Source organism: Ponticoccus sp. (in: a-proteobacteria), from assembly GCF_048381735.1.
Window position 1 is genome coordinate 204493 of sequence record NZ_JBLXGL010000001.1, and the last position, 22650, is coordinate 227142.

At 69.0% G+C, this 22650-nt stretch carries 21 protein-coding genes; 14 read left to right on the forward strand and 7 right to left on the reverse strand.

The window, feature by feature from the left end; translation table 11 throughout:
* Positions 1-10 precede the first annotated feature (10 nt).
* The gene (locus ACN5KJ_RS00975) at positions 11-1267 is read left to right on the forward strand and encodes a D-amino acid dehydrogenase (protein ID WP_418591667.1); all 1257 of its coding nucleotides are present in this window, start codon (positions 11-13) and stop codon (positions 1265-1267) included.
* Positions 1268-1312: 45 nt separating this feature from the next.
* Here the strand turns inward: ACN5KJ_RS00975 and ACN5KJ_RS00980 are convergent, their stop codons facing one another.
* Together ACN5KJ_RS00980 and uxuA are read right to left on the reverse strand one after the other, a co-directional pair.
* A complete protein-coding gene (locus ACN5KJ_RS00980; RefSeq protein ID WP_418591669.1) occupies positions 1313-2773 on the reverse strand; it encodes a mannitol dehydrogenase family protein in 1461 nt (486 codons plus the stop codon).
* Positions 2770-3978, reverse strand: a complete 1209-nt coding sequence (gene uxuA / locus ACN5KJ_RS00985; protein ID WP_418591671.1) for a mannonate dehydratase — start codon at positions 3976-3978, stop codon at positions 2770-2772. The genes ACN5KJ_RS00980 and uxuA overlap by 4 nt, the downstream gene beginning before the upstream one ends.
* Positions 3979-4079: 101 nt before the next feature.
* Here uxuA and ACN5KJ_RS00990 point away from each other — a divergent pair, with 101 nt between their 5' ends.
* Complete coding sequence (locus ACN5KJ_RS00990; RefSeq protein WP_418591673.1) at positions 4080-4841, forward strand: GntR family transcriptional regulator; 762 nt, start codon at positions 4080-4082, stop codon at positions 4839-4841.
* Positions 4842-4976: 135 nt separating this feature from the next.
* Here ACN5KJ_RS00990 and ACN5KJ_RS00995 read toward each other — a convergent pair whose 3' ends face one another.
* Positions 4977-5372, reverse strand: coding sequence for a cupin domain-containing protein (locus ACN5KJ_RS00995; RefSeq protein WP_418591675.1), 396 nt, complete (start codon positions 5370-5372; stop codon positions 4977-4979).
* A gap of 549 nt (positions 5373-5921) precedes the next feature.
* Between ACN5KJ_RS00995 and dusA the strand changes: the two genes are divergently transcribed.
* Together dusA and ACN5KJ_RS01005 are read left to right on the forward strand one after the other, a co-directional pair.
* Positions 5922-6962: a tRNA dihydrouridine(20/20a) synthase DusA gene (gene dusA, locus ACN5KJ_RS01000; RefSeq protein WP_418591677.1), complete on the forward strand. Its 1041-nt coding sequence runs from the start codon at positions 5922-5924 to the stop codon at positions 6960-6962.
* Positions 6959-7780, forward strand: coding sequence for a sulfite exporter TauE/SafE family protein (locus ACN5KJ_RS01005; protein WP_418591679.1), 822 nt, complete (start codon positions 6959-6961; stop codon positions 7778-7780). The genes dusA and ACN5KJ_RS01005 overlap by 4 nt, the downstream gene beginning before the upstream one ends.
* 114 nt (positions 7781-7894) lie before the next feature.
* On the opposite strand, the gene ACN5KJ_RS01010 is transcribed toward ACN5KJ_RS01005, so the two are convergent.
* Genes ACN5KJ_RS01010 through ccmI form a run of 3 tightly spaced genes read right to left on the reverse strand, consistent with a single transcriptional unit; the run spans position 7895 to position 9882 of the window.
* Positions 7895-8146, reverse strand: coding sequence for a DUF1289 domain-containing protein (locus ACN5KJ_RS01010; protein ID WP_347167200.1), 252 nt, complete (start codon positions 8144-8146; stop codon positions 7895-7897).
* 10 nt (positions 8147-8156) lie between these two features.
* Positions 8157-8627, reverse strand: coding sequence for a Holliday junction resolvase RuvX (gene ruvX / locus ACN5KJ_RS01015; RefSeq protein WP_418591681.1), 471 nt, complete (start codon positions 8625-8627; stop codon positions 8157-8159).
* Positions 8628-8649: 22 nt separating this feature from the next.
* Entirely contained in the window at positions 8650-9882 is a 1233-nt protein-coding gene (gene ccmI, locus ACN5KJ_RS01020; RefSeq protein WP_418591683.1) for a c-type cytochrome biogenesis protein CcmI, read from the reverse strand.
* A gap of 177 nt (positions 9883-10059) precedes the next feature.
* Here ccmI and ACN5KJ_RS01025 point away from each other — a divergent pair, with 177 nt between their 5' ends.
* From ACN5KJ_RS01025 to rarD, 8 genes are all read left to right on the forward strand, one after another.
* Positions 10060-11307, forward strand: coding sequence for a sarcosine oxidase subunit beta family protein (locus ACN5KJ_RS01025; protein WP_418591685.1), 1248 nt, complete (start codon positions 10060-10062; stop codon positions 11305-11307).
* A gap of 133 nt (positions 11308-11440) precedes the next feature.
* A complete protein-coding gene (locus ACN5KJ_RS01030; protein ID WP_418591687.1) occupies positions 11441-11815 on the forward strand; it encodes a hypothetical protein in 375 nt (124 codons plus the stop codon).
* A 126-nt stretch (positions 11816-11941) separates the two neighbouring features.
* Positions 11942-12280 carry a sarcosine oxidase subunit delta gene (locus ACN5KJ_RS01035; RefSeq protein ID WP_347167204.1) on the forward strand — a complete coding sequence of 113 codons (339 nt, stop codon included), beginning with the start codon at positions 11942-11944 and terminating at the stop codon, positions 12278-12280.
* A 66-nt stretch (positions 12281-12346) separates the two neighbouring features.
* Positions 12347-15370, forward strand: a complete 3024-nt coding sequence (locus ACN5KJ_RS01040; protein WP_418591689.1) for a sarcosine oxidase subunit alpha family protein — start codon at positions 12347-12349, stop codon at positions 15368-15370.
* Positions 15363-15935 (forward strand): sarcosine oxidase subunit gamma, encoded by a 573-nt coding sequence (locus tag ACN5KJ_RS01045; RefSeq protein WP_347167205.1) that lies wholly within the window; start codon positions 15363-15365, stop codon positions 15933-15935. The genes ACN5KJ_RS01040 and ACN5KJ_RS01045 overlap by 8 nt, the downstream gene beginning before the upstream one ends.
* A 76-nt stretch (positions 15936-16011) precedes the next feature.
* Positions 16012-16431, forward strand: a complete 420-nt coding sequence (locus ACN5KJ_RS01050; RefSeq protein ID WP_418591692.1) for a hypothetical protein — start codon at positions 16012-16014, stop codon at positions 16429-16431.
* 95 nt (positions 16432-16526) lie between these two features.
* Entirely contained in the window at positions 16527-17126 is a 600-nt protein-coding gene (locus tag ACN5KJ_RS01055) for a superoxide dismutase (protein ID WP_023848843.1), read from the forward strand.
* 307 nt (positions 17127-17433) lie between these two features.
* The gene (rarD, locus tag ACN5KJ_RS01060; protein WP_418591694.1) at positions 17434-18384 is read left to right on the forward strand and encodes an EamA family transporter RarD; all 951 of its coding nucleotides are present in this window, start codon (positions 17434-17436) and stop codon (positions 18382-18384) included.
* Here the strand turns inward: rarD and ACN5KJ_RS01065 are convergent.
* Positions 18291-18842: a TIGR00730 family Rossman fold protein gene (locus ACN5KJ_RS01065; RefSeq protein WP_418591696.1), complete on the reverse strand. Its 552-nt coding sequence runs from the start codon at positions 18840-18842 to the stop codon at positions 18291-18293. The genes rarD and ACN5KJ_RS01065 overlap by 94 nt on opposite strands.
* 123 nt (positions 18843-18965) lie before the next feature.
* On the opposite strand from ACN5KJ_RS01065, the gene ACN5KJ_RS01070 reads away from it, so the two are divergent.
* The gene (locus ACN5KJ_RS01070; protein ID WP_418591698.1) at positions 18966-20591 is read left to right on the forward strand and encodes a LysM peptidoglycan-binding domain-containing protein; all 1626 of its coding nucleotides are present in this window, start codon (positions 18966-18968) and stop codon (positions 20589-20591) included.
* 114 nt (positions 20592-20705) lie between these two features.
* Positions 20706-22520 (forward strand): ABCB family ABC transporter ATP-binding protein/permease, encoded by a 1815-nt coding sequence (locus ACN5KJ_RS01075; protein ID WP_418591700.1) that lies wholly within the window; start codon positions 20706-20708, stop codon positions 22518-22520.
* The last annotated feature ends 130 nt before the right edge of the window (positions 22521-22650 follow it).

The following is a 22650-nucleotide window of genomic DNA, read 5'->3' on the forward strand; positions in this document are numbered from 1 at the left end:
GAGACGTGGGATGAAAGTCATCGTGATGGGGGCGGGCGTGATCGGCGTGACCACCGCCTATTACCTTGCCCGGGCGGGCGCCGAGGTGACGGTGCTGGACCGGCAGGCCGGGCCGGGCCTCGAGACCAGCTATGCCAATGCGGGCGAGCTCAGCTACGGCATGACCTCGCCCTGGGCCGCGCCGGGCATTCCGGTGAAGGCGGTGAAGTGGCTCTTCATGAAGCGCCGCCCGCTGTTCATATGGCCGCTGATCAGCCCGACCATGTGGGCCTGGGGTGTGCAGATGCTGCGCAACTGCAATGACGAACGCTACCGGGTGAACAAAAGCCGCATGGTGCGGATCTCGAATTACTCGCGCGATGTCATGCCCGACCTGATCGCCGAGACCGGCATCGATTACGACGGGCGCGAGCAGGGCACGCTGCAGCTGTTTCGCACCGAAAAGCAGCTGGAAGGCTCCATGGCGGATCAGGAGATCCTCGCCGAGTACGATTCCCCCTTCGAGGTGCTGGACCGCGAGGGCTGCATCGCGGCGGAACCGGCGCTGGGGCGGGTGCGCGAGAAATTCGTCGGCGGCCTGCGGCTGACGGCGGACCGCACCGGCGACTGCCGGATGTTCACCACCGCGCTGGCCGAGAAATGCGTCGAGATGGGGGTGGAGTTCCAATACGGCCAGACGATCCGATCCATCGCCATTGAAAACGGGCGCGTGGCGGGCATCGAGACCGAGATCGCGGGGCGCATCACCGGCGATGCCTATGTCTGCGCCTTGGGCAGCCATGGGCCGAAGCTGCTGACGCCCGCCGGGATCCGCCTGCCGGTCTACCCGGTGAAGGGCTATTCGGTCACGCTGCCGGTGGTCGAGGATGCGGCGGCGCCGCAATCGACGATCATGGACGAGACGCACAAGGTTGCCATCACCCGGCTGGGTGACCGCATCCGGGTTGCGGGCACCGCCGAGATCGCGGGCTATTCCGACCGGCTGGGGCCGCATGCCACCGATACGGTGCGCCATGTGGTGAACGATCTCTTTCCCGGCGGCGGCGACCTGTCCCGGGCCGAGGGCTGGACCGGCCTGCGCCCGATGACCCCGGACGGCACGCCGGTGCTGGGGCGCTCGCGCTACGACAACCTCTTCCTCAACACCGGGCACGGCACGCTGGGCTGGACCATGGCCTGCGGCTCGGCCCGCGCGGTGGCGGATGTGGTGCTTGGCCGCGAGCCCGAGATCTCTTTCGACGGGCTGACGGCGGACCGGTACAACTGACCGGTACGGTACAGCCGGCTGGCGCGCCTGCCTTGGGGCAGGGCGTCAGTCGGCCTCGGCGATGAGGGCGGCGGGCATGCCCTGCCGCATCATGACATCGAGACGCGAGACCACCGCCGCGCGCCAGTCCGGCGCCGCGGTCAGGGCCTCGGGCATGAGCCCCGGAAGCCGCGCCAGACGGTCGTAGAGCGCGCCCGCATCCTCGCCTTGGGCGGCGGCGCGCAGGTCGTCTTCGCGCGGGTCGCGCAGGGCGTAGCCGGTGCCGTCATCCTGCCGCCCCAGCGTGTAGCGCATCCATGCGGCACTGGCGAAGGCGAAGGCATCCAGCGGTTGTCCGCGCCGCAGGGCCTCGGCGGCGGGGGCAAGGATGCGCTGCGGCAGCTTCTGGGTCCCGTCCATGGCGATCTGGTAGGTCTCATGCCCCAGATGCGGATTGGCGAAGCGGCGCGACAGGGCCTGCGCGTAGCCGTCCAGATCGACGCCGGGCAGCGGGTCCAGGGTGCCCGCCGCCGCCCGCAGGTGCCGCTCGACCAGGCGCGCGAGGGCCGGGTCCGCCATCACGTCGCGCACGTAGCGGTGCCCGGCAAGGAAGCCCGCATAGGCCAGCATCGAATGCGCGCCGTTCAGCATCCGCAGCTTCATCAGCTCGAAGGGGCGCACCTCGGGCACAAAGAGCGCGCCGCCCGCCTGCCACGCCGGGCGCCCGGTGGGGAAGCGGTCCTCGATCACCCATTGCCGAAAGCTCTCGGCCTCGATGGCGGCGTGATCTTCGACGCCGGTCATCTCCTGCGCCAGCGCCAGCGTGGCAGGCGTGCGCGCGGGGGTGATCCGGTCGACCATGCTGCCGGGGAAGGCGACCCGGGTCGCGATGTGATCCACGAGGTCGGGCGCCACGTGCCGCGCCATGTCGATCAGCAGCGAGCGGGTCAGCGCGCCGTTGTCCGGCAGGTTGTCGCAGCTGAGTACGGTGAAGGGCGGCACAGCCGCCGCGTGGCGCAGCGCCAGTGCCCGGACCAGAAGGCCCGCAAGGCCCTGTGGAACCTCGGGCGCGGCGAGGTCGGCGATGATGGCGGGGTGGCTGCGGTCGATGCCGCCGGTGGCGCGGTCGAGGCCATAGCCCTTTTCGGTGACGGTGATCGTCACGATCCGCGTCTCGGGCGCGCAGAGCGCCGCCATCACCGCCTGCGCGTCGGTCCGGGCGCAAAGCGCGCGGGCCAGCGCGCCGATGACGCGGGCGCGGCTGCCGTCGACGTCGCGTTCGATCACCGTGTAAAGCCCGTTCTGCGGCGTCAGTTCCTCTGCCGGTTCGGGGCTGCGCAGGCTGACCCCGATGATGCGCCAGTCGCCGCCCTCGGCGGTCAGCGCGTCGTCCGTGTAGACCGCCTGATGCGCCTTGTGAAAGGCGCCAAGGCCGATGTGGACGATCCCCGCGCCATGGGCGGAGGGGGCGTAGCCGGGCCGCGCGACGGTCCCGGGCAGGCTGTCCGGCGTGCCGAGGCGGGTCATGCGGACACGCGCGGCGACAGGGCGGCGATGATGCCGCGCAGTTCCGCAAGCCCCTTGAGCCGCCCGATCGAGGGATAGCCGGGCTGCGTGCGGCGCCCGAGATCGTCGAGGATGTCCTGCCCGTGATCGGGCCGGAAGGGGATCGACCAGTCGGCCCGGCCTGCCTTGCGGCGCCGTGCCTCTTCGACCAGCACGGCCTCGACCAGCGCCACCATGTCGGTGTCGCCGCCCAGATGTTCGGCCTCGTAGAACGATCCACGGATCTCGGTGCTTTCGCGTTTGACGTTGCGCAGGTGCAGGAAATGCACGCGGTCGCCCAGACGTTGCATCATGCCCGGCAGGTCGTTGTCGGGCCGCGCGCCCAGAGAGCCGGAGCACAGCGTGATGCCGTTGGCGGGAATGTCGACCGCCTGCATGACCTGCGCGTATTGCGCCTCTGTCGACATGATGCGCGGTAGTCCCAGCAGCGGGAAGGGCGGATCGTCCGGGTGGCAGCACAGGCGCAGCCCCAGTTCCTGCGCGACCGGCGCGACCTCGGACAGGAAGTCGATCAGGTGGCTGCGCAGGCTGTCCTCGGACAGGGCGGCGTATTCCGCGAGATGGGCGCGCACATCCTCCAGCGAGAAGCGTTCCGCCGCGCCGGGCAGGCCGAAGACCACGTTGCCGGCCAGCGCCTCGCGCGCGGGATCGTCCATGGCGGCGAAGCGGCGGGCGGCCGCGTCGCGCAGGGCCTCGTCGTAATCCTCCGCCGCGCCGGGGCGGGCGAGGATATGAAGGTCGAATGTGGCGAAATCCACAAGGTCGAAGCGCATGCAGCTTGCGCCGCTCTTCAGCCGCCAGGCAAGGTCGGTGCGGGTCCAGTCCAGCACCGGCATGAAGTTGTAGCAGATCACCTCGATCCCCGCCCCCGCGAGGTTGCGCAGGCTGGTCTTGTAGTTGGCGATGTGTTCGCGCCACGCGCCCTGCTGCTTCTTGATGTCCTCGGAGACGGGCAGGCTTTCGACCACCGCCCAGTCAAGCCCCGAGGGGCTGCCGTCGGTCATATGCGCGATCTCGGCCTGCCGCTGCGCGATCTCTTCGGGCGTCCAGACGGCGCCGGTCGGCACGTGGTGCAGCGCCGAAACGATGCCCTCGGCGCCCGCCTGCGCCACGTCCTCCGTTGAAACCAGATCTTTGGGTCCAAACCAGCGCCAGGTCTGTTTCATGCTGTCCTCCCGAGTCGATGTCTTTGGCACGGGCCTATCATCCTGCGGATTTAATCTCTAGTATGGAAGTATGGTAGAGTGATCCGGGAAGGGGATGAACGATGCGGGCAGATATCCGGGAAAGCTGGTCGCTTGATCCTGCGACGCCGATCACGCGGCAGATCTCGCGGATCCTGCGCGAACGGATCATCCAGGTCGACCTGAAGCCCGGCGACCGCCTGTCCGAATCCGAGGTTGCGCGCTTCTACGACGTCAGCCGCCAGCCCGTGCGCGAGGCCTTCATCCGCCTCGCCGATCAGGGCCTTTTGGCGATCCTGCCCCAGCGCGGCACCATCGTCAGCCGGATCGGCTACAATGCCGTGCTGGATGCCCGTTTCCTGCGCGAGGCGATCGAGGCCGATATCGCCAAGATCCTCGCCTTGCAGCAGGATGCCGCCGTGATCCGCGAGTTGCGGGCGCAACTGGACCACCAGGCACGGGTGGGGCAGGACACCCCGCAGGATTTCTTCGGCTATGACGATCTGTTTCACCGCACGCTGGCCGAAGCCGCCGGGAAGGGCGGGGCATGGAAGCAGATCGAGGGGCTGAAGTCGCAGATGGACCGGGTGCGCTTCCTGTCGCTGGGCCAGTTCCCGCAGCGCAAGCTGATCGCGCAGCACGGGGCCATCGTCGATGCCATCGAACGGGGCGCGGTGCCGCAGGCCAATGCGGCGGTGCGCCGACACCTGCGCGAGGTCCTGTCGGAGCTGCCGCAGATCGTGGCGACAAACGCCGCCTATTTCGAACTGCCCGAGGGGGCGCTTCCGCAGCCGGTCCATGCCCCGATTCAGGGATATCCAGAAGACGGCCTGCCGTCAGACTGACCGTAGGGGCGGAGTTGCCGCCGCCTGCGCAACGAACGCCGGGCGCCTCGGCGACGGCGACGGCGCGCATGCACAGGCCGCTGTGCCGCTGCCGCGCATCTCCGCGCCGCCGCATGGACAGGCGGCGCGGGGGCGTCAACCGTTGTAATCGGCGTCCGAAACCTTCTCCAGCCAGATCACAGGCGTGCCGTCGATGCTTTCCTGAATGGCGATATGCGACATGGCGGTCCGGGGCGCGGCGCCGTGCCAGTGTTTTTCCTCGGCCGGAAAGAAGACCACATCGCCCGCCGTGACCTCTTCGACCGGGGCGCCGTCGCGCTGTACCCGGCCGCGCCCGAAGGTGATGATGATGGTCTGTCCCGCCGGGTGGGTATGCCACGCGGTCCGGGCGCCGGGTTCGAAGGTGACATGGGCGCCGCTGGTGCGGCCCGGCGGCTCGGCCTGGAACATCGGGTCGATGCGAACGGTTCCGGTGAAATACTCCTCGGGGCCGGGGGCAGAGGGCGTGCTTCCGGCTCGGATGATCTTCATGGACAAGTCTCCCTTGGTGTGGCGGCGGGGCCGGGCCGCGATGTTTCAGGGCGCGCGACCGTCGAGACCCTCGCGGGCCACGGGCATCGCCCGGCCCAGCTTGGGCCAGCCCGCGCAGAAGGCAAGCCGTGACACGCGGCCCCGGCGTCTTTCTGCGCCTGCCGGTTGTTCATCGCGCGGTTCAGGGGGAGGCGCATCTGCGTGGGCTGTCAGGCCGAACGCGCCGCGCTTCGTTTTGCGGGCCGCCGCTGTGACCCACCCAGCGCCGTCTTTCTTCCGAGGGTCCGAAATGGTACTTGTCCGGCTCGCGTGTCGCGGGGCAGTCACCGACCGCCAAGGGGTGGGTCGAGACGGCGCGGCCCGGGCGATGTATCGAGCCGGGGGCGGGATCGTGTCCCGGCAGGCCGGGCCCCGACCTCGGCCGCGCGGTTGACAGGGCAGGGCACCGAAGGGCGGTGCAACAGGCGGCGTCGGTGCAACATTGTGTTGCACCATCCCCGACAACGGGCGCAAAAGGCCCGGGCATGGGCGGAAGCAGGAGTGGGGCGGATGACGGAAAAGCCAGAAAGACAAGCAGTTTCGGACCTTCATTCGGACCTTCACCGGGCCGCCGGCCTCTCCGTCGCCCCGATGATGGACTGGACCGACCGGCATTGCCGGTATCTGCACCGGCTGATGTCTCGCCGCAGCCTGCTCTACACCGAAATGGTCACGGCGCCAGCGCTGGTGCGGGGCGGGGCGCTGCATCTGCTGGATCATCACGCCGCCGAGCATCCCGTCGCCCTGCAACTGGGCGGGTCGGATCCCGTGGAGCTTGCCGAGGCGGCGCGGTTGGGCGCGCGCGCCGGATACGACGAGATCAACCTGAACTGCGGATGCCCCTCGGACCGGGTGCAGTCGGGCACCTTCGGCGCCGTTCTGATGAAGGACGCGCCGCTTGTCGCGGCCTGCGTCGCGGCCATGCGCGAGGCGCTGCCCGACGGGCCCGAGGTCACGGTCAAATGCCGCATCGGCGTCGACGATCAGGACCCGCAAGAGGTCCTGCCCGCCTTTATCGAGACCGTCGCCGCCACGGGCGTCACGCGGTTTTCCATCCACGCCCGCAAGGCCTGGCTGCAGGGGCTGTCTCCGAAAGAGAACCGCGATATCCCGCCGCTGGACTACGGGCTTGTCCGGGCGATGCGGGCGCGCTTTCCGGCGCTGCACCTGTCGGTGAACGGCGGCATCGCCACGCTTGACGCGGCTGAGGCCTTTCTTGCGGACGGCCTTGACGGGGCCATGATCGGACGCGCCGCCTATCACCAGCCCTGGGATATCCTCGGCCGCGCCGACAGCCGCCTGTTCGGCGCGCCGGACCCCTTCGACAGCCCCGAGGAGGTGGTCCGGGCCATGATGCCCTACATCGACGACCACCTTGCGTCCGGCGGGCGTTTGCATCAGATCACAAGGCACATGATGGGCCTCTTTGCCGGGCGCCCGGGCGCAAGGCGCTGGCGGCAGATCCTGTCCGAGGGGGCCAGCCGGCCCGGCGCAGGCACCGGCCTTGTCGCGGAGGCGCTGGACAGCATTCCCGGACAGGAGGCCGCATGACACTGGACCTATCGACCCTCGCACCGCTGGTGGCGGTTCTCATGGCGGCCTCTGCGGTGGCGGGGCTGCTGGCCGGGCTCTTCGGCGTGGGCGGCGGCATCATCCTTGTGCCGGCCTTCTACTTCGTCCTGCACGGGCTGGGCTATGACGGGCCGCAGGTGATGCAGGTCTGCCTTGCGACCTCGCTGGCCTCGATCATCGTGACCTCGATCCGCTCGGTCCATGCGCACAACAAGCGCGGGGCGGTGGACTGGGATATCCTGAAGGGCTGGGCGCCGGGCATCGCCATCGGCGCGGTGCTGGGGATGCTGGCCGCCGCGCGCCTGCGGTCCGAGGTGCTGGCGGTGATCTTCGGCGTTCTGGCCACGATGGTCGGTCTCTACCTTGCTTTCGGGCGGCAAAGCTGGCGGCTGGGGCCGCAGATGCCGCAGGGCGGCGCCCGGGCGGCGCTGTCGCCCACGGTCGGCTTCTTCTCGGTGCTGATGGGCATCGGCGGCGGCAGTTTCGGCGTGCCGCTGATGACGCTTTACAGCGTGCCCATGCATCGGGCGGTGGCAACGGCGGCGGGCTTCGGTCTTGTCATCGCGGTGCCCTCGGTGATCGGGTTCCTGTTCCTGAACGTCGCCGGGGCGCCGCCCCTGACGGTCGGCGCGGTCAACGTCCCGGCGCTTGTCATCGCGATCTCGATGACGCTGATCACCGCGCCGATGGGGGCGAAGCTGGCGCATGCGCTGGATGCGCTGCTGCTGCGCAGGCTCTTCGCGGTCTTCATCCTGATCGTCGCCGTCAACATGCTGCGCAAGGCGCTCTGGGCCTGAGCCTGAGCCTGCGCGGGTGCGAGGCCTGCGCGATGGATGCCGCAGAGTGTCCCGGCAGCCTGCCGCCTCAGCTGCACATCCGGCCCGGCGCAACGGTTCCCCGGGCGCTCTGCCTCAGCCCTCGGTGCCGCCCCCGCGCCGCTTCAGCCGCGCCGCGCGGCCGCCGCGCCGATGCGTCAGATGCCCCTGCCGGTCGGGCAGGGCGGCCATGACGGCGCGGCGCTCTTCGGGGTCCATGCGCGACCAGCGCGCGATCTCGTCGAGCGAGCGCAGGCAGCCGGTGCACAGCCCGGCCTCGGGGTGGATCACGCAAAGCTTCACGCAGGGGCTTTCGATCTCCCGGCGTTTCCAGATCTCGTCACTCATCGCGTCCCGTTCAGGCTGACAGGTGGCGCAGGCGGTCCAGCGCCCCTTGCAGGATGTACGATGCGGCCACGTGGTCGATCACCTCGGCGCGACGCTTTCGGGAGGTATCCGCCTCCAGCAGGGCGCGTTCGGCGGCAACAGTGGACAGGCGTTCGTCCCAGAAGGTCACCGGGCCGTCCCAAAGCGCGGCAAAGTTGCGCGCGAAGGCGCGGGTCGACTGGCAGCGCGGGCCCTCGGTGCCGTCCATGTTGCGCGGCAGGCCCAGCACCAGCCCGCCGATGCCGCGTTGCTTCAGGATCGACAGCAGGCGTTCGGCATCCAGCGAGAATTTGCGCCGCTTCACGGTTTCAAGCGGTGTGGCGACGGTGCGGAAGGTATCGGTGACCGCGACGCCGATGGTCTTGGTCCCGAGGTCCAGCCCGGCCAGCGCCGTCATGGGCCGCAGGGCGGCGGCGAAATCGGCAATCTCGTCATGGATCACGGGCGGGCCACTCCTTTGCGCGTCACTCCGACGCCAGCCCCGCTGATACCGCCGCGTCGCGCAGCGCCGCAAGGGCCTCTTGGTTTCCGGCAAAGACGGTCTTGCCCTCGGTCCAGATCGCGCCGGCGCGATCGGCCTCGCCCAGCACGCCAAGGGCAGAGATCGCCCGCGCCCATTCCTGCGGCGAGCCGCCCTCGGTCGCCAGCCGCTCCAGCAGCCCGTCGACCATGCCGCGGATCATCGCAGAGCGGTCCTCGTCGCTGAGGTCGGCGGCATTGTCGATATCGGCGGCAGATGGGCCGCGCAGCGGGGCAGGGGCCTCGGGCAGCGAGAAGTTCGTCACCCCGGCGCGGGCGGCCATGTCGGTGATCTGGGCGCGGATCGGCGCCACCCAGGGGTCTTCGGCGGCGCTTTCGCGCAGCAGGCGGTTCCACATCTGGAAGCCAAGGTCCGGGCGCCCGGTCTGCGCCATCATCAGCCCGCCGTAGAACCGCGCAACGCCATTGTCGGGGTCGCGGCTCAGCGCCTGTTCCAGCACCTTCTGCGCCTCGGGCGAGACATAGCCCCCCGCCGCGATGATCATCAGGTCGGCGAGGTCGGTGAAATCCTGAGCGACGGCCTCTTCGCCCTTCAGGCGGATCACCTGCTGCTGCGCCGTGTAGGCGGCCCGGGCATTGCCAAGCGCCGCTTCGTGGCGGGTCAGCAGCATGTGGCCCTGCAGGTCGTCGGGACGTTCGGACACGGCGGCGCGCAGCTTTTCGACCAGCGCGGCGTAATCCTCGGGCACGTCCAGCGGCGCGGTGGCGGGCTGGCGGGCCTCTGCCTCGGCCTGCGCGGTGCGGTCCTGCAAAAGCGCCTCTGCCTGTTCCATGCGCAGCTGAAGCGGGCGGTCCGGGTAGCCGGGCACGCCGAGGTAGGTGTAAAGGCCGAAACCGCCACCCACCAGCACCAGCGCCACGATCACTGCCATCACGCGCGCCGCGCCCTGCGGCTGGCCCGTCTCTGCCGCCGTGCCGCGCGCCTTGGCGTCGGCGGCCAGCAGGCGGCGCGAGATCTCTGTCTTCAGGCGCTCTGCCTCTTCGGGGGGAACCTTGCCGCTGGCCGCGTCCGCCTCGACCTCGCGCAGCTGGTCGCGATAGACCTGCAGGTCGAAGGCCTCGGCCGGGCCGGTTTCCCTGTGGCCCCGCAAAAGCGCCGCCACAAGGGCCACCGTCAGCACCAGCGCCACCGCGCCCGTCACAATCCAGAACAGCATCTTGCCTCCCCTTCGTCCGGCCTCATGTATGCGGGGAGGGCTTTGAAAAAAAGGTCCAATCGGGCCGCCGCCGCACCATGTCGCAACTGCGCGTCAGAATGACGGTTGCAGCCGCAGCGCCAGCGGCGTTTGAGTCCATACCACCAGAAACCCACGCCGGAACCGGATTCGAGCCATATGAAACGCTACTCCGCCTTTGCCATCGCCCGGGAAGCCCTTTCGAACCACCAGCGCTGGGAGCGCGCCTGGAAGAAGCCCGCCGCGCCCAAAAGCCGGTACGACGTGATCATCGTCGGCGCGGGCGGGCACGGTCTGGCGACGGCCTACTACCTTGGCAAGCGGTTCGGCATCACCAATGTCGCGGTGCTGGAAAAGGGCTGGCTGGGCGGCGGCAACACCGGGCGGAACACGACCATCATCCGGTCGAACTACCTGCAGGACGCCTCTGCCGCGATCTACGAAAAGTCGCGCTCGCTGTACGAGACGATGAGCCAGGACCTGAATTACAACGTCATGTTCAGCCCGCGCGGCGTGATGATGCTGGCGCAGACGGAACACGAGGTGCGGGGCTATCGCCGCACCGCGCATGCCAACGCGCTGCAGGGGGTGAAGACAGAGTTCATCCTGCCCCGCCGGGTCAAGGAGCTGTGCCCGATCATCAACCTGGACGGGCCGCGTTACCCGGTGCTGGGCGCGCTCTGGCAGGCGCGCGGCGGCACCGCGCGCCACGACGCGGTGGCCTGGGGCTATGCGCGGGCCTGTTCGGCCATGGGCATGGACATCATCGAGAAATGCGAAGTCACCGGCATCGACCGAGACGGCGACCGCGTGACCGGCGTGCAGACCACCCGCGGCGCCATCTCCTGCGACAAGCTGGGGATCGTGGTGGCGGGCCATTCGGGCGTGCTGGCCGAGATGGCGGGCTTCCGCCTGCCGGTGGAATCCGTGGCGCTTCAGGCGCTGGTCAGCGAGCCGATCAAGCCGATCATGGACGTCGTCGTCATGGCCAATACCGTGCACGGCTACATGAGCCAGTCCGACAAGGGCGAGATGGTGATCGGCGGCGGCGCCGACGGCTACAACAACTACACCCAGCGCGGCAGCTTCCACCACATCGAGGAAACCGTCCGCGCGCTGGTCGAGACCTTCCCCATGGTCTCGCGCCTGAAGATGCTGCGCCAGTGGGGCGGCATCGTGGACATGACCGGCGACCGCTCTCCGATCCTGTCGAAGACGCCGGTCGAGGGCGTCTTCATCAACTGCGGCTGGGGCACCGGGGGCTTCAAGGCCATCCCGGGCTCTGGCTGGGGCTTTGCCGAACTGATGGCAAGGGGGCAATCGCCGCTTTGCGACGCATTCTCGCTGGGCCGCTTCCGCGAAGGCCGCTTCATCGACGAAAGCGTCGCCGCCGGGGTGGCGCACTGATGAGGCCCGACGCCGCCCAGACCCCCATCGGCAAGGATCCGCGCGGATTTCCGCCGGACCCCGGAACCCCCGGGAACCAGACCTGTGCCCTCCGTGTTGCGCCTTCAACGGAACATGGAGAAGGAACAGACAAATGGCTGATACCACCCACACCCAAACCACCGCTGCCGACCGCAACGCTGCCCATGGCGCCGGCCACTCGACAACCACGACCACGCACACCACGGGCCGCAGCAATTCCGGCCTCGCCTTCGTCGTGGGCATCGTCGTCGTCGTCGTGGCGGTGCTGGCCTATGTCATCTTCGGCACCGGCGGCGAGCCCGTCACCGCGCCGGGTGACGACGTCGACGTCACCATCCAGAGCGATGCCCCGGCGGCAACCGCACCGGCTGCTGACGCCCCGGCGGCAACCGCGCCAGCCGATGCACCGGAAGCCGCTGCTCCGGCGGCTGACGACGCTGCACCCGCAGCCGATCCCGAATCCGCTGCGCCTGCCGCAGACCAGTAACGCTTCGCTCGTGACGCTGCCCCGCTCCGGGGCGGCCCGGGCCGGGATGCCGATGGGTATCCCGGCCCTTTGCATGTCCCGCAGTCACGCCGAAGCCCCGCGTTCCCTCCGCAAGAAGGTGGTCCCATGCTGACACTCCAATGCCCCTACTGCGGCATCATGGCCGATGAAACCGAACTCAGCCCCGGCGGCGAGGCGCATCTGACGCGCTTCGGTCCCGGCAGCGGCGACGACGACTTCGAGGGCTACCTCTTCCTGCGCGAGAACCCGCGCGGCGTGCATTTCGAACGCTGGCGCCACAGCTACGGCTGCGGCAAGTGGTTCCTTGCCGCCCGCGACACCACGACGATGCAGGTCTTCGGCACCTACGCGGCGCAGACGACAGAGCCGCCCGCGTCAATCGTCGACGAGATCCGGGGCAGCAAACCCGGATTTTCCTGGCGCGACCTGTTCAAGCCGGCGTGACCGAATGACCTTCTTCTCTGCAAAAATACTCGAATCCGCGCCTGCCACGGGCGCAAGGGGGGCTGAATGAGCACCAGACTGGCACAGGGCGGACGCCTCATCGACCGTTCCACCCGGGTTCCCTTCACCTTCGACGGCAAGCGCCTGACCGGCCTTGCCGGAGACACGCTGGCCTCGGCGCTGCTGGCCAACGACCAGATGCTTGTCGGGCGGTCCTTCAAGTACCACCGCCCGCGCGGCATCCTTGCCTCGGGCGCGGAAGAGCCCAACGGTCTGGTGAACCTTGGCGAGGGCAATACCCACGAGCCGAACCAGCGCGTGACCATGACCGAGGTCTTCGAGGGGCTGACCGCCACCTCGCAGAACCGCTGGCCCTCGCTGGAAACCGATATCGGCGCGCTCAACGGCTTCTTCAGCCGCTTCCTGACCGCGGGCTTCTACTACAAGATGTTCATCCACCCGCGTCCGCTGTGGAAGCACGTCTACGAACCCTTCATCCGCAAGTCCGCCGGTCTGGGCAAGGCGCCGGACCCGGAGACCCGCGACCCGGACATCTACGAGCACTTCCACGTCCACACCGACCTGCTGATCGTCGGCGGCGGCGTGGCGGGGCTTCAGGCCGCGCTGGCCGCCGGGGCCTCGGGTGTGCAGGTCCTGCTGATGGAGATGGAGCCGCATCTGGGCGGCCGTGCCCCGGTCGACGGCGGCATGATCGGCGGCAAGCCGGTCGAGGACTGGATCGCAGAGACCCGCACCGCGCTGGAGGCCATGCCCAATGTGACCATCCGCACCCGCTGCATGGGTTCGGGCGTCTACGACCACGGCTATGCGCTGGGGTATGAGAAGGTCGCCGACCACGTTCCGGGCAGCGGCGCCCCGCGCCATCGCCTGTGGCGGGTCCGGGCGCGGCACATCCTGCTGGCGACCGGCGCGCTGGAGCGGCCCATCGCCTTTGCGGGCAACGACATTCCCGGCGTCATGCTGGCCTCGGCGGTGCGCGACTACATCGTCAACTACGGCGTGTCCTCGGGCGACCGCACGGTGGTGGTGACCAACAACGACGACGCCTACCGCACTGCGCTGGCGGTGAAGAAGGCGGGCCTGTCGGTGCCCGCGATCATCGACACCCGCGTGCTGCCCATCGACCCCGCCCTGGTGGCAGAGGCCAAGGCGGCGGGCATCCGCGTGCTGGAAGGCATGGCCATCGCCAAGGTCAAGGGCGGCAAGCGGGTCGAGGGCGTCGTGGTCTGCTCGCAGGCGGGCGAGGGCGCCATGATCGAGGAAATCGCCTGCGACGTGGTCGCCATGTCCGGCGGCTGGTCCCCGGCGGTGCACCTGTGGTCGCATTGCGGCGGCAAGCTGCTGTGGGATCCCGAGGCGGTTTGCTTCCGCCCCGATCCCAACCGCCCGCCCACCGGCGCCGAGGGCACCGCCTTCGTCAGCATCGCGGGCGCGGCCAACGGCCATATCGTCACCGGCCCGGTCCTGAAGGATGCCGCCCGCGCGGGGTTCGACGCCGCCGAGGGGCTGGGCGCCACGGTCACGCGCGTGGATGCGCCTGACAGCGACGCACCGGGCGAGGCGCCGGTCATGGCGGTCTGGCTGATGCCGCAGGGCGCCGGTCACGACCTGAAGATGAAATCCTGGCTGGATTTCCAGAACGACGTGAAGGTCTCGGACGTGCAGCTTGCGGCGCGCGAGGGCTTTGAATCCGTCGAGCACGCCAAGCGCTACACCACGCTGGGCATGGCGACCGATCAGGGCAAACTGTCCAATATCAACGGTCTGGCGATCCTGTCGGGCGCCTTGGGCAGCGACATCCCCGACGTCGGCACCACCACCTTCCGCCCGCCCTATACCCCCATCTCGATGGGGGCGATCGCGGGCGAGGCGCGCGGCGCGACCTTCCTGCCGCTGCGCAAGACGCCGATGCACGCCTGGCACGAGGCGCATGGCGCCGCGTGGGAGCCGGTCGGCCACTGGCGCCGCCCCTACTGCTTCCCCAGGGCGGGCGAAAGCAAGCACGACGCCGTCACACGCGAGATCTGGGCCACGCGTGACAGCCTTGGCCTGCTGGATGCCTCGACGCTGGGCAAGATCATCGTCAAGGGGCCCGATGCGGGCCGCTTCCTCGACATGCTCTACACCAACATGATGAGCACCCTGCCGGTCGGCAAATGCCGCTACGGGCTGATGTGCAACGAAAACGGCTTCCTGATGGACGACGGTGTCGTGGCGCGGATCGACGAGGATACCTTCCTCTGCCACACTACCACCGGCGGCGCGGACAGCATCCATGCCCACATGGAGGACTGGTTGCAGTGCGAGTGGTGGGACTGGAAGGTCTACACCGCCAACGTGACTGAACAATATGCGCAGATCGCCGTGGTCGGCCCCAAGGCCCGAAAGGTGCTGGAAAAGCTTGGCGGCATGGACCTGTCGAAAGAGGCGATGCCCTTCATGACATGGGCCGACGGGCGCCTTGGCGGCATCCCGGTGCGGGTCTACCGGATCTCCTTCTCGGGCGAACTGAGCTACGAGATTGCCGCCCCGGCGGCGCAGGGCCTTGCCCTGTGGGAGATGCTGCACGCGGCGGGCGAAGAGTTCAACGCGACCCCCTACGGCACAGAGGCGCTGCACGTCATGCGGGCCGAGAAGGGCTTCATCATGATCGGCGACGAGACCGACGGCACCGTGATCCCGCAGGATCTGGGCCTTGGCTGGGCGATCTCGAAGAAGAAAGAGGACTACCTCGGCAAGCGCGCCCAGACCCGCAGCCACATGGACAACCCCGACCGCTGGCAGCTGGTGGGGCTGGAAACGTTGGACGGTTCGGTCCTGCCGGACGGGGCGCTGGCTGTGGCAGAGGGAAAGACGGCGAACGGCCAGCGGCAGACGCAGGGCCGCGTGACCTCGTCCTACTACTCGCCCACGCTGGACCGGGGCATCGCCATGGGCCTTGTCCACAACGGCCCCGACCGCATGGGCGAAGAGATCGATTTCATGAAGGAAGACGGCGAGACCAAGATGCGCGCGCGCATCGTCTCGGCGGTGTTCTTCGACCCCGAAGGAGAGAAGCAGAATGTCTGATCCTGTCCTGCCGCTGGGCGGCGCCTCTTTCGAGGGGCTGTGCCATATCGCCGAACACGGGCCGCAGGGTTGCGTGCTGATCCGGGGCGACCTTGCCACCGCGGCGCTGAAGAATGCCGCGACCGGGCTGACCGGCGTCGACATGCCGGGCACGCGCGGCGCGGCGGGCAACGGCGAGCGCGGCATCCTGTGGATGTCGCCGGACGAGCTGCTGCTTCTGCTGCCCCGGGCCGAGGCGGCGCAGGCCGCCCTGGAGCTTCAGGGCCAGTTGGGCGGCAGCCATGCCCTTGTGGCCGATGTCTCGGACATGCGGGCGCATTTCCTGCTGACCGGCCCGATGGTCCGCGAGGTTCTGGCCAAGCTGACGCCCGCCGACCTCTCGCCCGAGGCCTTCGGCCCCGGGGAACTGCGCCGCACCAAGGTCGGTCAGGTTGCGGCGGGCCTGTGGATGCGCGACGCTCGGACGGTGCAGCTGTTCTGCTTCCGCTCCGTCGCGGACTACATGTTCGCCCTGCTCAAGACCGCCGCGGCCCCGAACAGCGCCGTCGGCTATTTCCGGGAGTAATCTGCGACAGCGGTTGCCATGGCGGGTGCGGGGACCGATAGTCGCAGGACGTTCCCGCCCCGGTAAAGGAGCCGCCATGCGCCGGATCGCCCTTGCCTTCCTCGCGCTGACCGCTCTGGCAGCCCTGACCGCCCCGGCTGCGGCCAGCGTCATGGCCTATCAGTGCCACTTCCCGCAGTCGCGCGACCGCGACTGGGTGCAGCCGCTGATCTTCTTCGGCCATGACACGCGCAGCGGGCGGGTGGTGATCTCGGACGCCGGGATCCTGCATTTCAACGAAGGTCAGCCCGCCGAGGGCCGGGTCGAGGTCACGGGGGCAGAGATCACCGTGCACTGGCAGGTGCGGATGCGCGCGGCCTTCAACATGCGCGTGCTGATGACCTACCGCGCCCGCATCGACCGCCGCACCGGCCAGGTCACCGTTCTGGCGCTGGGGCGCGGGCAGGGCATCCGCCAGGAACGCAGGGGCCAATGCGAGATGCGCGAACTTTCGTGACTCCAGCATGTTTCCGCCGTCACGAACCCTTGACGCGGGGTGACTGGCGAGACACGTATGACGCAGCACCACAACCGTAACGAAAGGGGCCCCTCATGGCTTTTGAACTTCCTGATCTTCCTTACGCACACGATGCGCTGGCCAGCCAGGGCATGAGCCAGGAGACGCTGGAGTATCACCACGATATCCACCACAAGGCCTATGTCGACAACGGCAACAAGCTGATCGCGGGCACCGAGTGGGAAGGCAAGTCGGTAGAAGAGATCGTCAAGGGCACCTATGACGCCAACGCCGTTGCCCAGTCGGGTATCTTCAACAACGCGTCGCAGCACTGGAACCACGCCCAGTTCTGGGAAATGATGGGCCCGGGCAACGCCGGCATGCCCTCCGAGCTGGAAGCCGCCATCAAGGAAAGCTTCGGCACCGTCGAAGACTTCAAGGAAAAGTTCTCGGCCGCCGGTGCCGGTCAGTTCGGCTCCGGCTGGGCCTGGCTGGTGAAGGACACCGACGGCTCGCTGAAGGTGACCAAGACCGAGAACGGCGTGAACCCGCTGTGCTTCGGCCAGACCGCTCTGCTGGGCTGCGACGTGTGGGAACATTCCTACTACATCGACTTCCGCAACAAGCGCCCGGCCTACCTGGCAAACTTCCTCGACAACCTGGTGAACTGGGAAAACGTGGCCTCGCGCCTGTAAGCCCTTCGACCGGTTCGAAACGGAACGCCCCGGCAAAAGCCGGGGCGTTTCGCGTTTGGGGGCGCTGGAAACGCATCCCCGGGGCCACGTGCCCGCCGCCGAGGGTGCGCCGATATCCTTGCGTTTTCAAAGCATTGGCCAGAGATCCGGCTTTCCCTGCCCCTTGCCCCGAACCCTGCCGCCCCGGCGCGGTCCCGCGCCGTGAGGGCCGGTGGCCGCAGGCACCCCGGGACCGCGCGGCCCCCGTCACTGGCTTGCAGCCCCCCGCGTCCGGGCGTAGGTCTTCCGGGTACAGGCGGGAGGTGACATGTCAACGCAACGCTCGGGTGTCCTTGCCATCATCGGCGCCTGCATCATCTGGGGCCTGTCCCCGCTCTATTACAAGCTGCTGACCCATGTGCCGCCGCTGGAACTGCTGGCGCATCGCACCGTCTGGTCGCTGGTGGTCTTTGCCGGGCTTCTGGGCCTGCAGGGGCGGCTGGGCCGCATCCGCGTGGCAATGTCCTCGCGCCGCGATGCGCTGATCCTGACGGCGGCGGCGCTGCTGATCTCGGCGAACTGGTTCTTCTTCATCTTCTCGGTGCAGGTCGGGCGGGTGACCGAAACCTCGATGGGCTATTACATCCAGCCGCTGCTGGTGGTCCTGCTGGGGGTCTTCGTGCTGAAGGAGCGCCTTGGCCCGCTGCAATGGCTGGCAATCGGGCTGGCGGCGGCGGGGGTCGCGCAGCTGACATGGGGCCTGGGCGCCGCGCCTTGGATATCCCTGCTGCTGGCCTCGACCTTCGCGCTATACGGGCTGCTGAAGAAAAGCCTCTCGGTCGGCCCGGTTGTCTCGGTCACCACCGAGGTGCTGATCCTGACGCCGCTCGCGGTGGTCTGGCTGGCCTGGGTGCATCTGCGTGGCGAGGGCCTGTTCGGACAGGACCTCTATACCTCGGCGCTGCTGATCCTCTCGGGGCTGCTGACCGCGCTGCCGCTGATCCTCTTCTCGTCGGGCGCGCAGAAGGTCAGCATGGTGACGCTTGGCCTTGTGCAGTATCTCAACCCGACGATGCAGTTCTTCCTTGCGGCGGTGATCTTTGCCGAGCCGCTGACCGGCTGGCACGTCACCGCCTTTGTGATGATCTGGACGGCGCTGGCGATCTACACCGCCGTCACCCTGCGTCAGGAAAGGGCGCGGCGCAGGATCGTCATGACCTCTTCGGCAGAGGCGGCGGCCTGGACGAAATCCAACAGCGAGCGTTCTGCAAAGCCCTGATCGACGACATGTTCCATCAGGGCGCGCAGCGGCCCCCAGTAGCCCGCCACGTCCATCAGCACGATGGGCTTCGAGTGCAGGCCAAGCTGGCGCCAAGTCAGCACCTCGAAGAATTCGTCGAGCGACCCGGCGCCGCCCGGCATCACCACGACCGCGTCGGCGTTCATCACCATGACCTTCTTGCGCTCGTGCATGGTCTCGGTGACGATGAATTTCGTCAGGTCGGTCTTGCCGACTTCTAGGCTCAGCAGGTGCGTCGGGATCACGCCGAAGGTCTCGGCCCCGCCGGTCTGCGCCGCCCGCGCGACGGTGCCCATCAGGCCCACGTCGCCCGCGCCGTAGACCAGCCGCCAGCCCTCGGACGCGATGGCGCCGCCGAGGGCCTCGGCTTCGGACGCATAGGCGGGCAGGGCGCCCGCCCGCGAACCGCAATAGACACAGATTGAGAATTTTGTCATGGCTGCCCGCCTCTTGGTGGATTTTCCGCTTTTGACCCTTGTTACCGGGTGGTTTATACACGCTCAACTGCCCTTTTCCGCGATGGGGGTCGCGGAGGGGGGCCTGTGACCGGAACGACTGCCATGAGCAAGACAGGACTCTACCTCGCCGTGACCGCGGCCGCGACCGCCGGGGCCGTGGCCCTGGGCATCGCCAGCGGTGTGATCACGCTGCCCGGATCCGACGACCCGCAGGCGCCGGCGCTGACAAGCCGAGAGGCCGCATCGCCGGACACGCCCGCCCCCTCCGCTGACGCCGATCCCGCCGTCGAGGCCAGGCCCGCCGCTGACGTCGAGCCTGTCGCGAAAGCCGCCGGTGCCGGCCCGGCTTCTGACCCCGATCCTGCCACGGAGGGTGCCGGGGCCGATCCCGCCCTTGTCGATCAAGCGCCCGGGCGCCCAGCCGACCCGGTTTCCGTCGCCGCGCCGGTCTTCGACCTCGTGCGGGCGGAAACCGACGGGGCCGCGCTGGTGGCCGGGGCCGCCGCACCCGGCGCGCTGCTGGAGCTTCTGGTGAACGGCGAACCGGTCGAAACCGTCGACGTGGGCGGTGACGGCAAGTTCTCGGCCTTTGTCGCGCTGCCGCAGGACGGGGCCGTGCTGGCCCTGCGCATGTCCGTGGAGGGCGAGACGCTGCTGTCCGAGACCGAGGTGATCGTCGCGCCCGCCGATCTTGTCGCCGCGCTGGAACGCCCGCAGGCCCTGTCGCAGACGCCCGCCGCGCCCGGCGCTGCCAGGGTTCCGGCAGGGTCCGGTCCCGATGCGCACTCCGTGGCCGACCCGGGCCTTGCCGGTGGCGCCGACCCGCGCGCGCCGCAGGCCTCGGACCCCGATACCGCCGCCCGCGCGGTGCCGCTGCCCCGCGCCGGAGAGGCCCCCGCGCCGCTGGCGGCGCAGGATGACGCGGTGGGTCAGACGCCGCAGGTGCCCGGCAGCTCGACCGCGCGCCCGGCGCAGGAGGCACTGGCGACGCTGCGGCTGGAGGCGGCGGACGGTCCGCCCGCTTCGTCCCCCGGGAGCCGCGCCGAACCGGCGTCGGTCATCGCCAGCGCCGATCCCTCCCGCGTACCCGGCGCCGCAGAGACCGCCACCCTTGACGCCCTGCCGCGCGATCCGGCCATCGACGCCCGCAGCCAGACCGCCGCCGCCGCCGCGCCCGACGGTTCCTCGGGCGGGCCGACGGTTCTGGTGTCCGGCCCGAGCGGGGTCGAGGTGCTTCAGACCGCGCCGCTGTCGCCGGGGGACGTGGCGCTCGACTCGATCAGCTACGATGCCGAGGGCGACGTGCTGCTGTCCGGTCGCGGCGAGGATACCGGCTTTGTGCGGGTCTACCTCGACAATACGCCGGTCTCGACCTCGCGCATCCGCGAGGACGGGCGCTGGCGCATCGTCCTGCCCGAGATCGACACCGGCACCTACACGCTGCGGGTGGATCAGCTGGACGCGCAGGGCGCCGTGACCGCCCGGGTCGAAAGCCCCTTCCTGCGCGAAAGCGCCGAGGCGCTGGAGACCGCGACCGCGCTGGCGCAGGGGCCGATCACCTCTGTCATCGTGCAGCCCGGAAACACTCTGTGGGGTATTTCCAAGGGCCGCTACGGCGACGGGCTGGACTACCTACGCATCTACGAGGCCAACCGCGACCGCATCCGCGACCCCGACCTGATCTATCCCGGCCAGCTTTTCGACCTGCCCGACACCCGGACAGAGTGACGCCGGGCCGCCGGTTCGGGCAGGGCGCGCGGCCCCTGCCACCGCTCTGTGCGCTGCCGCACTGGCCTTCCCGGCTGCGGCACCCTAGGTAGGGAGGCCGAGACCGGAGCACCCATGACAGACCAGCCCCCCGCAGACATCGCACAGGCAGAGCGCCGCTCTGGCTGGCGCACCATCCGCCGCGTCGGCCCCTACCTCTGGCCCGAGGGGCAGACATGGGTGAAACGCCGCGTGGTGATCGCGCTGGGGTTCCTCGTGCTGGCCAAGGTGATCGCGGTCTTCACCCCGATCCTCTACAAGCAGGCGGTCGACACCCTGTCGGGCGAGGGCGCGTCGGACCTGATGCTGGGCGCCGTCGGCCTGACCGTGGCCTATGGCCTGGCGCGGCTGATGAACGTGGGCTTCCAGCAGCTGCGCGACGCGGTCTTCGCCAAGGTCGGCCAGCGCGCCCTGCGGCAACTGGCGCTGGAGACCTTCACCCATATCCACCGCCTGTCCCTGCGCTACCACATCACCCGCAAGACCGGCGGCCTCAGCCGCATCATCGAGCGCGGAGTGAAAGGGGTCGAGTTCCTGCTGCGCTTCCTGTTGTTCTCGATTGGGCCGCTGGCGCTGGAACTGGCCCTTGTCGCCATCGTGCTCTTCTTCCTCTTCGACGTCTGGTATCTGGTCGTCGTGGTGGGGGTCGTGGCGCTTTACGTCGCCTTCACCTTCAAGGTGACCGAATGGCGGGTGAAGCTGCGCCGCGAGATGAACAAGCAGGACACGGATGCCAACCAGAAGGCCATCGACAGCCTGCTGAACTTCGAGACGGTCAAGTATTTCGGCGCCGAGAGCCGCGAGGCCGCGCGCTACGACCGCGCCATGGAAGGCTACGAGGCGGCGGCGGTGAAGACCGCGACCTCTTTGGCGGCGCTGAACACCGGGCAATCGCTGATCATCACCAGCGGACTTGTCGCGGTCATGGTCATGGCGGCGGTAGGCGTGCAGAACGGCGCGCTGACCGTGGGCGATTTCGTCATGGTCAACGCCTACATGATCCAGATCACCATGCCGCTGAACTTCCTCGGCACCGTCTACCGCGAAATCCGGCAGGCGCTGGTCGACATGGGAGAGATGTTCGACCTGCTCGAACAGCCGCAAGAGGTGCAGGACAAGCCCGGTGCCCCCGCGCTGGACGTGGCGGGCGGGGCGGTGACGCTGGACGGCGTGGTCTTTGGCTATGACGCGGCGCGCCCGATCCTGAAGGGCGTCTCGGTCGATGTGCCCGCCGGGCAGAACGTCGCGCTGGTGGGGCCGTCGGGCTCCGGCAAGTCGACCATCGGGCGGCTGCTGTTCCGCTTCTACGATGTGCAGGGCGGGGCGATCCGCATCGACGGGCAGGATCTGCGGGACGTGACGCAGGACAGCCTTCATGCTGCCATCGGGGTGGTGCCGCAGGACACGGTGCTCTTCAACGACACCATCCGCTACAACATCGCCTATGGCCGGGACGGCGCCTCTCAGGCGGAGGTCGAGGATGCGGCGCGGGCGGCGCAGATCCACGACTTCATCACCTCGTTGCCGGAAGGCTACGACACGCAGGTGGGCGAACGCGGGCTGAAGCTGTCGGGCGGCGAAAAGCAGCGCGTGGGCATCGCGCGCACGCTGCTGAAGAACCCGCCTATCCTGCTTCTGGACGAGGCGACATCGGCGCTGGACACCGAAACCGAGGCCTCGATCCAGGAGGCGCTGCGCCGCGCCGGAGAGGGGCGGACCGTCATCACAATCGCGCACCGCCTGTCGACCATCGCCGATGCCGACCGGATCGTGGTCCTGCAGGACGGCGAGGTGGTCGAGGAAGGCACGCACGAGGCGCTGCTGCTGCGGCAGGGGCGGTACGCCCAGCTTTGGGCGCGCCAGCAGGCCGAGGATGTGGAGGCGGCCTAGGGAGGCAGCGGGCCGGGGCCTGGATGTGAGGCAGGGCCGTCCGGCGGCGCGGCTGACAGCGCCATCGGGATGGTTGCCTGACAGGGGGCTGCGGCGCGTCGCGTGTCAGGGCCGTCCGGCCCTCGCGTGA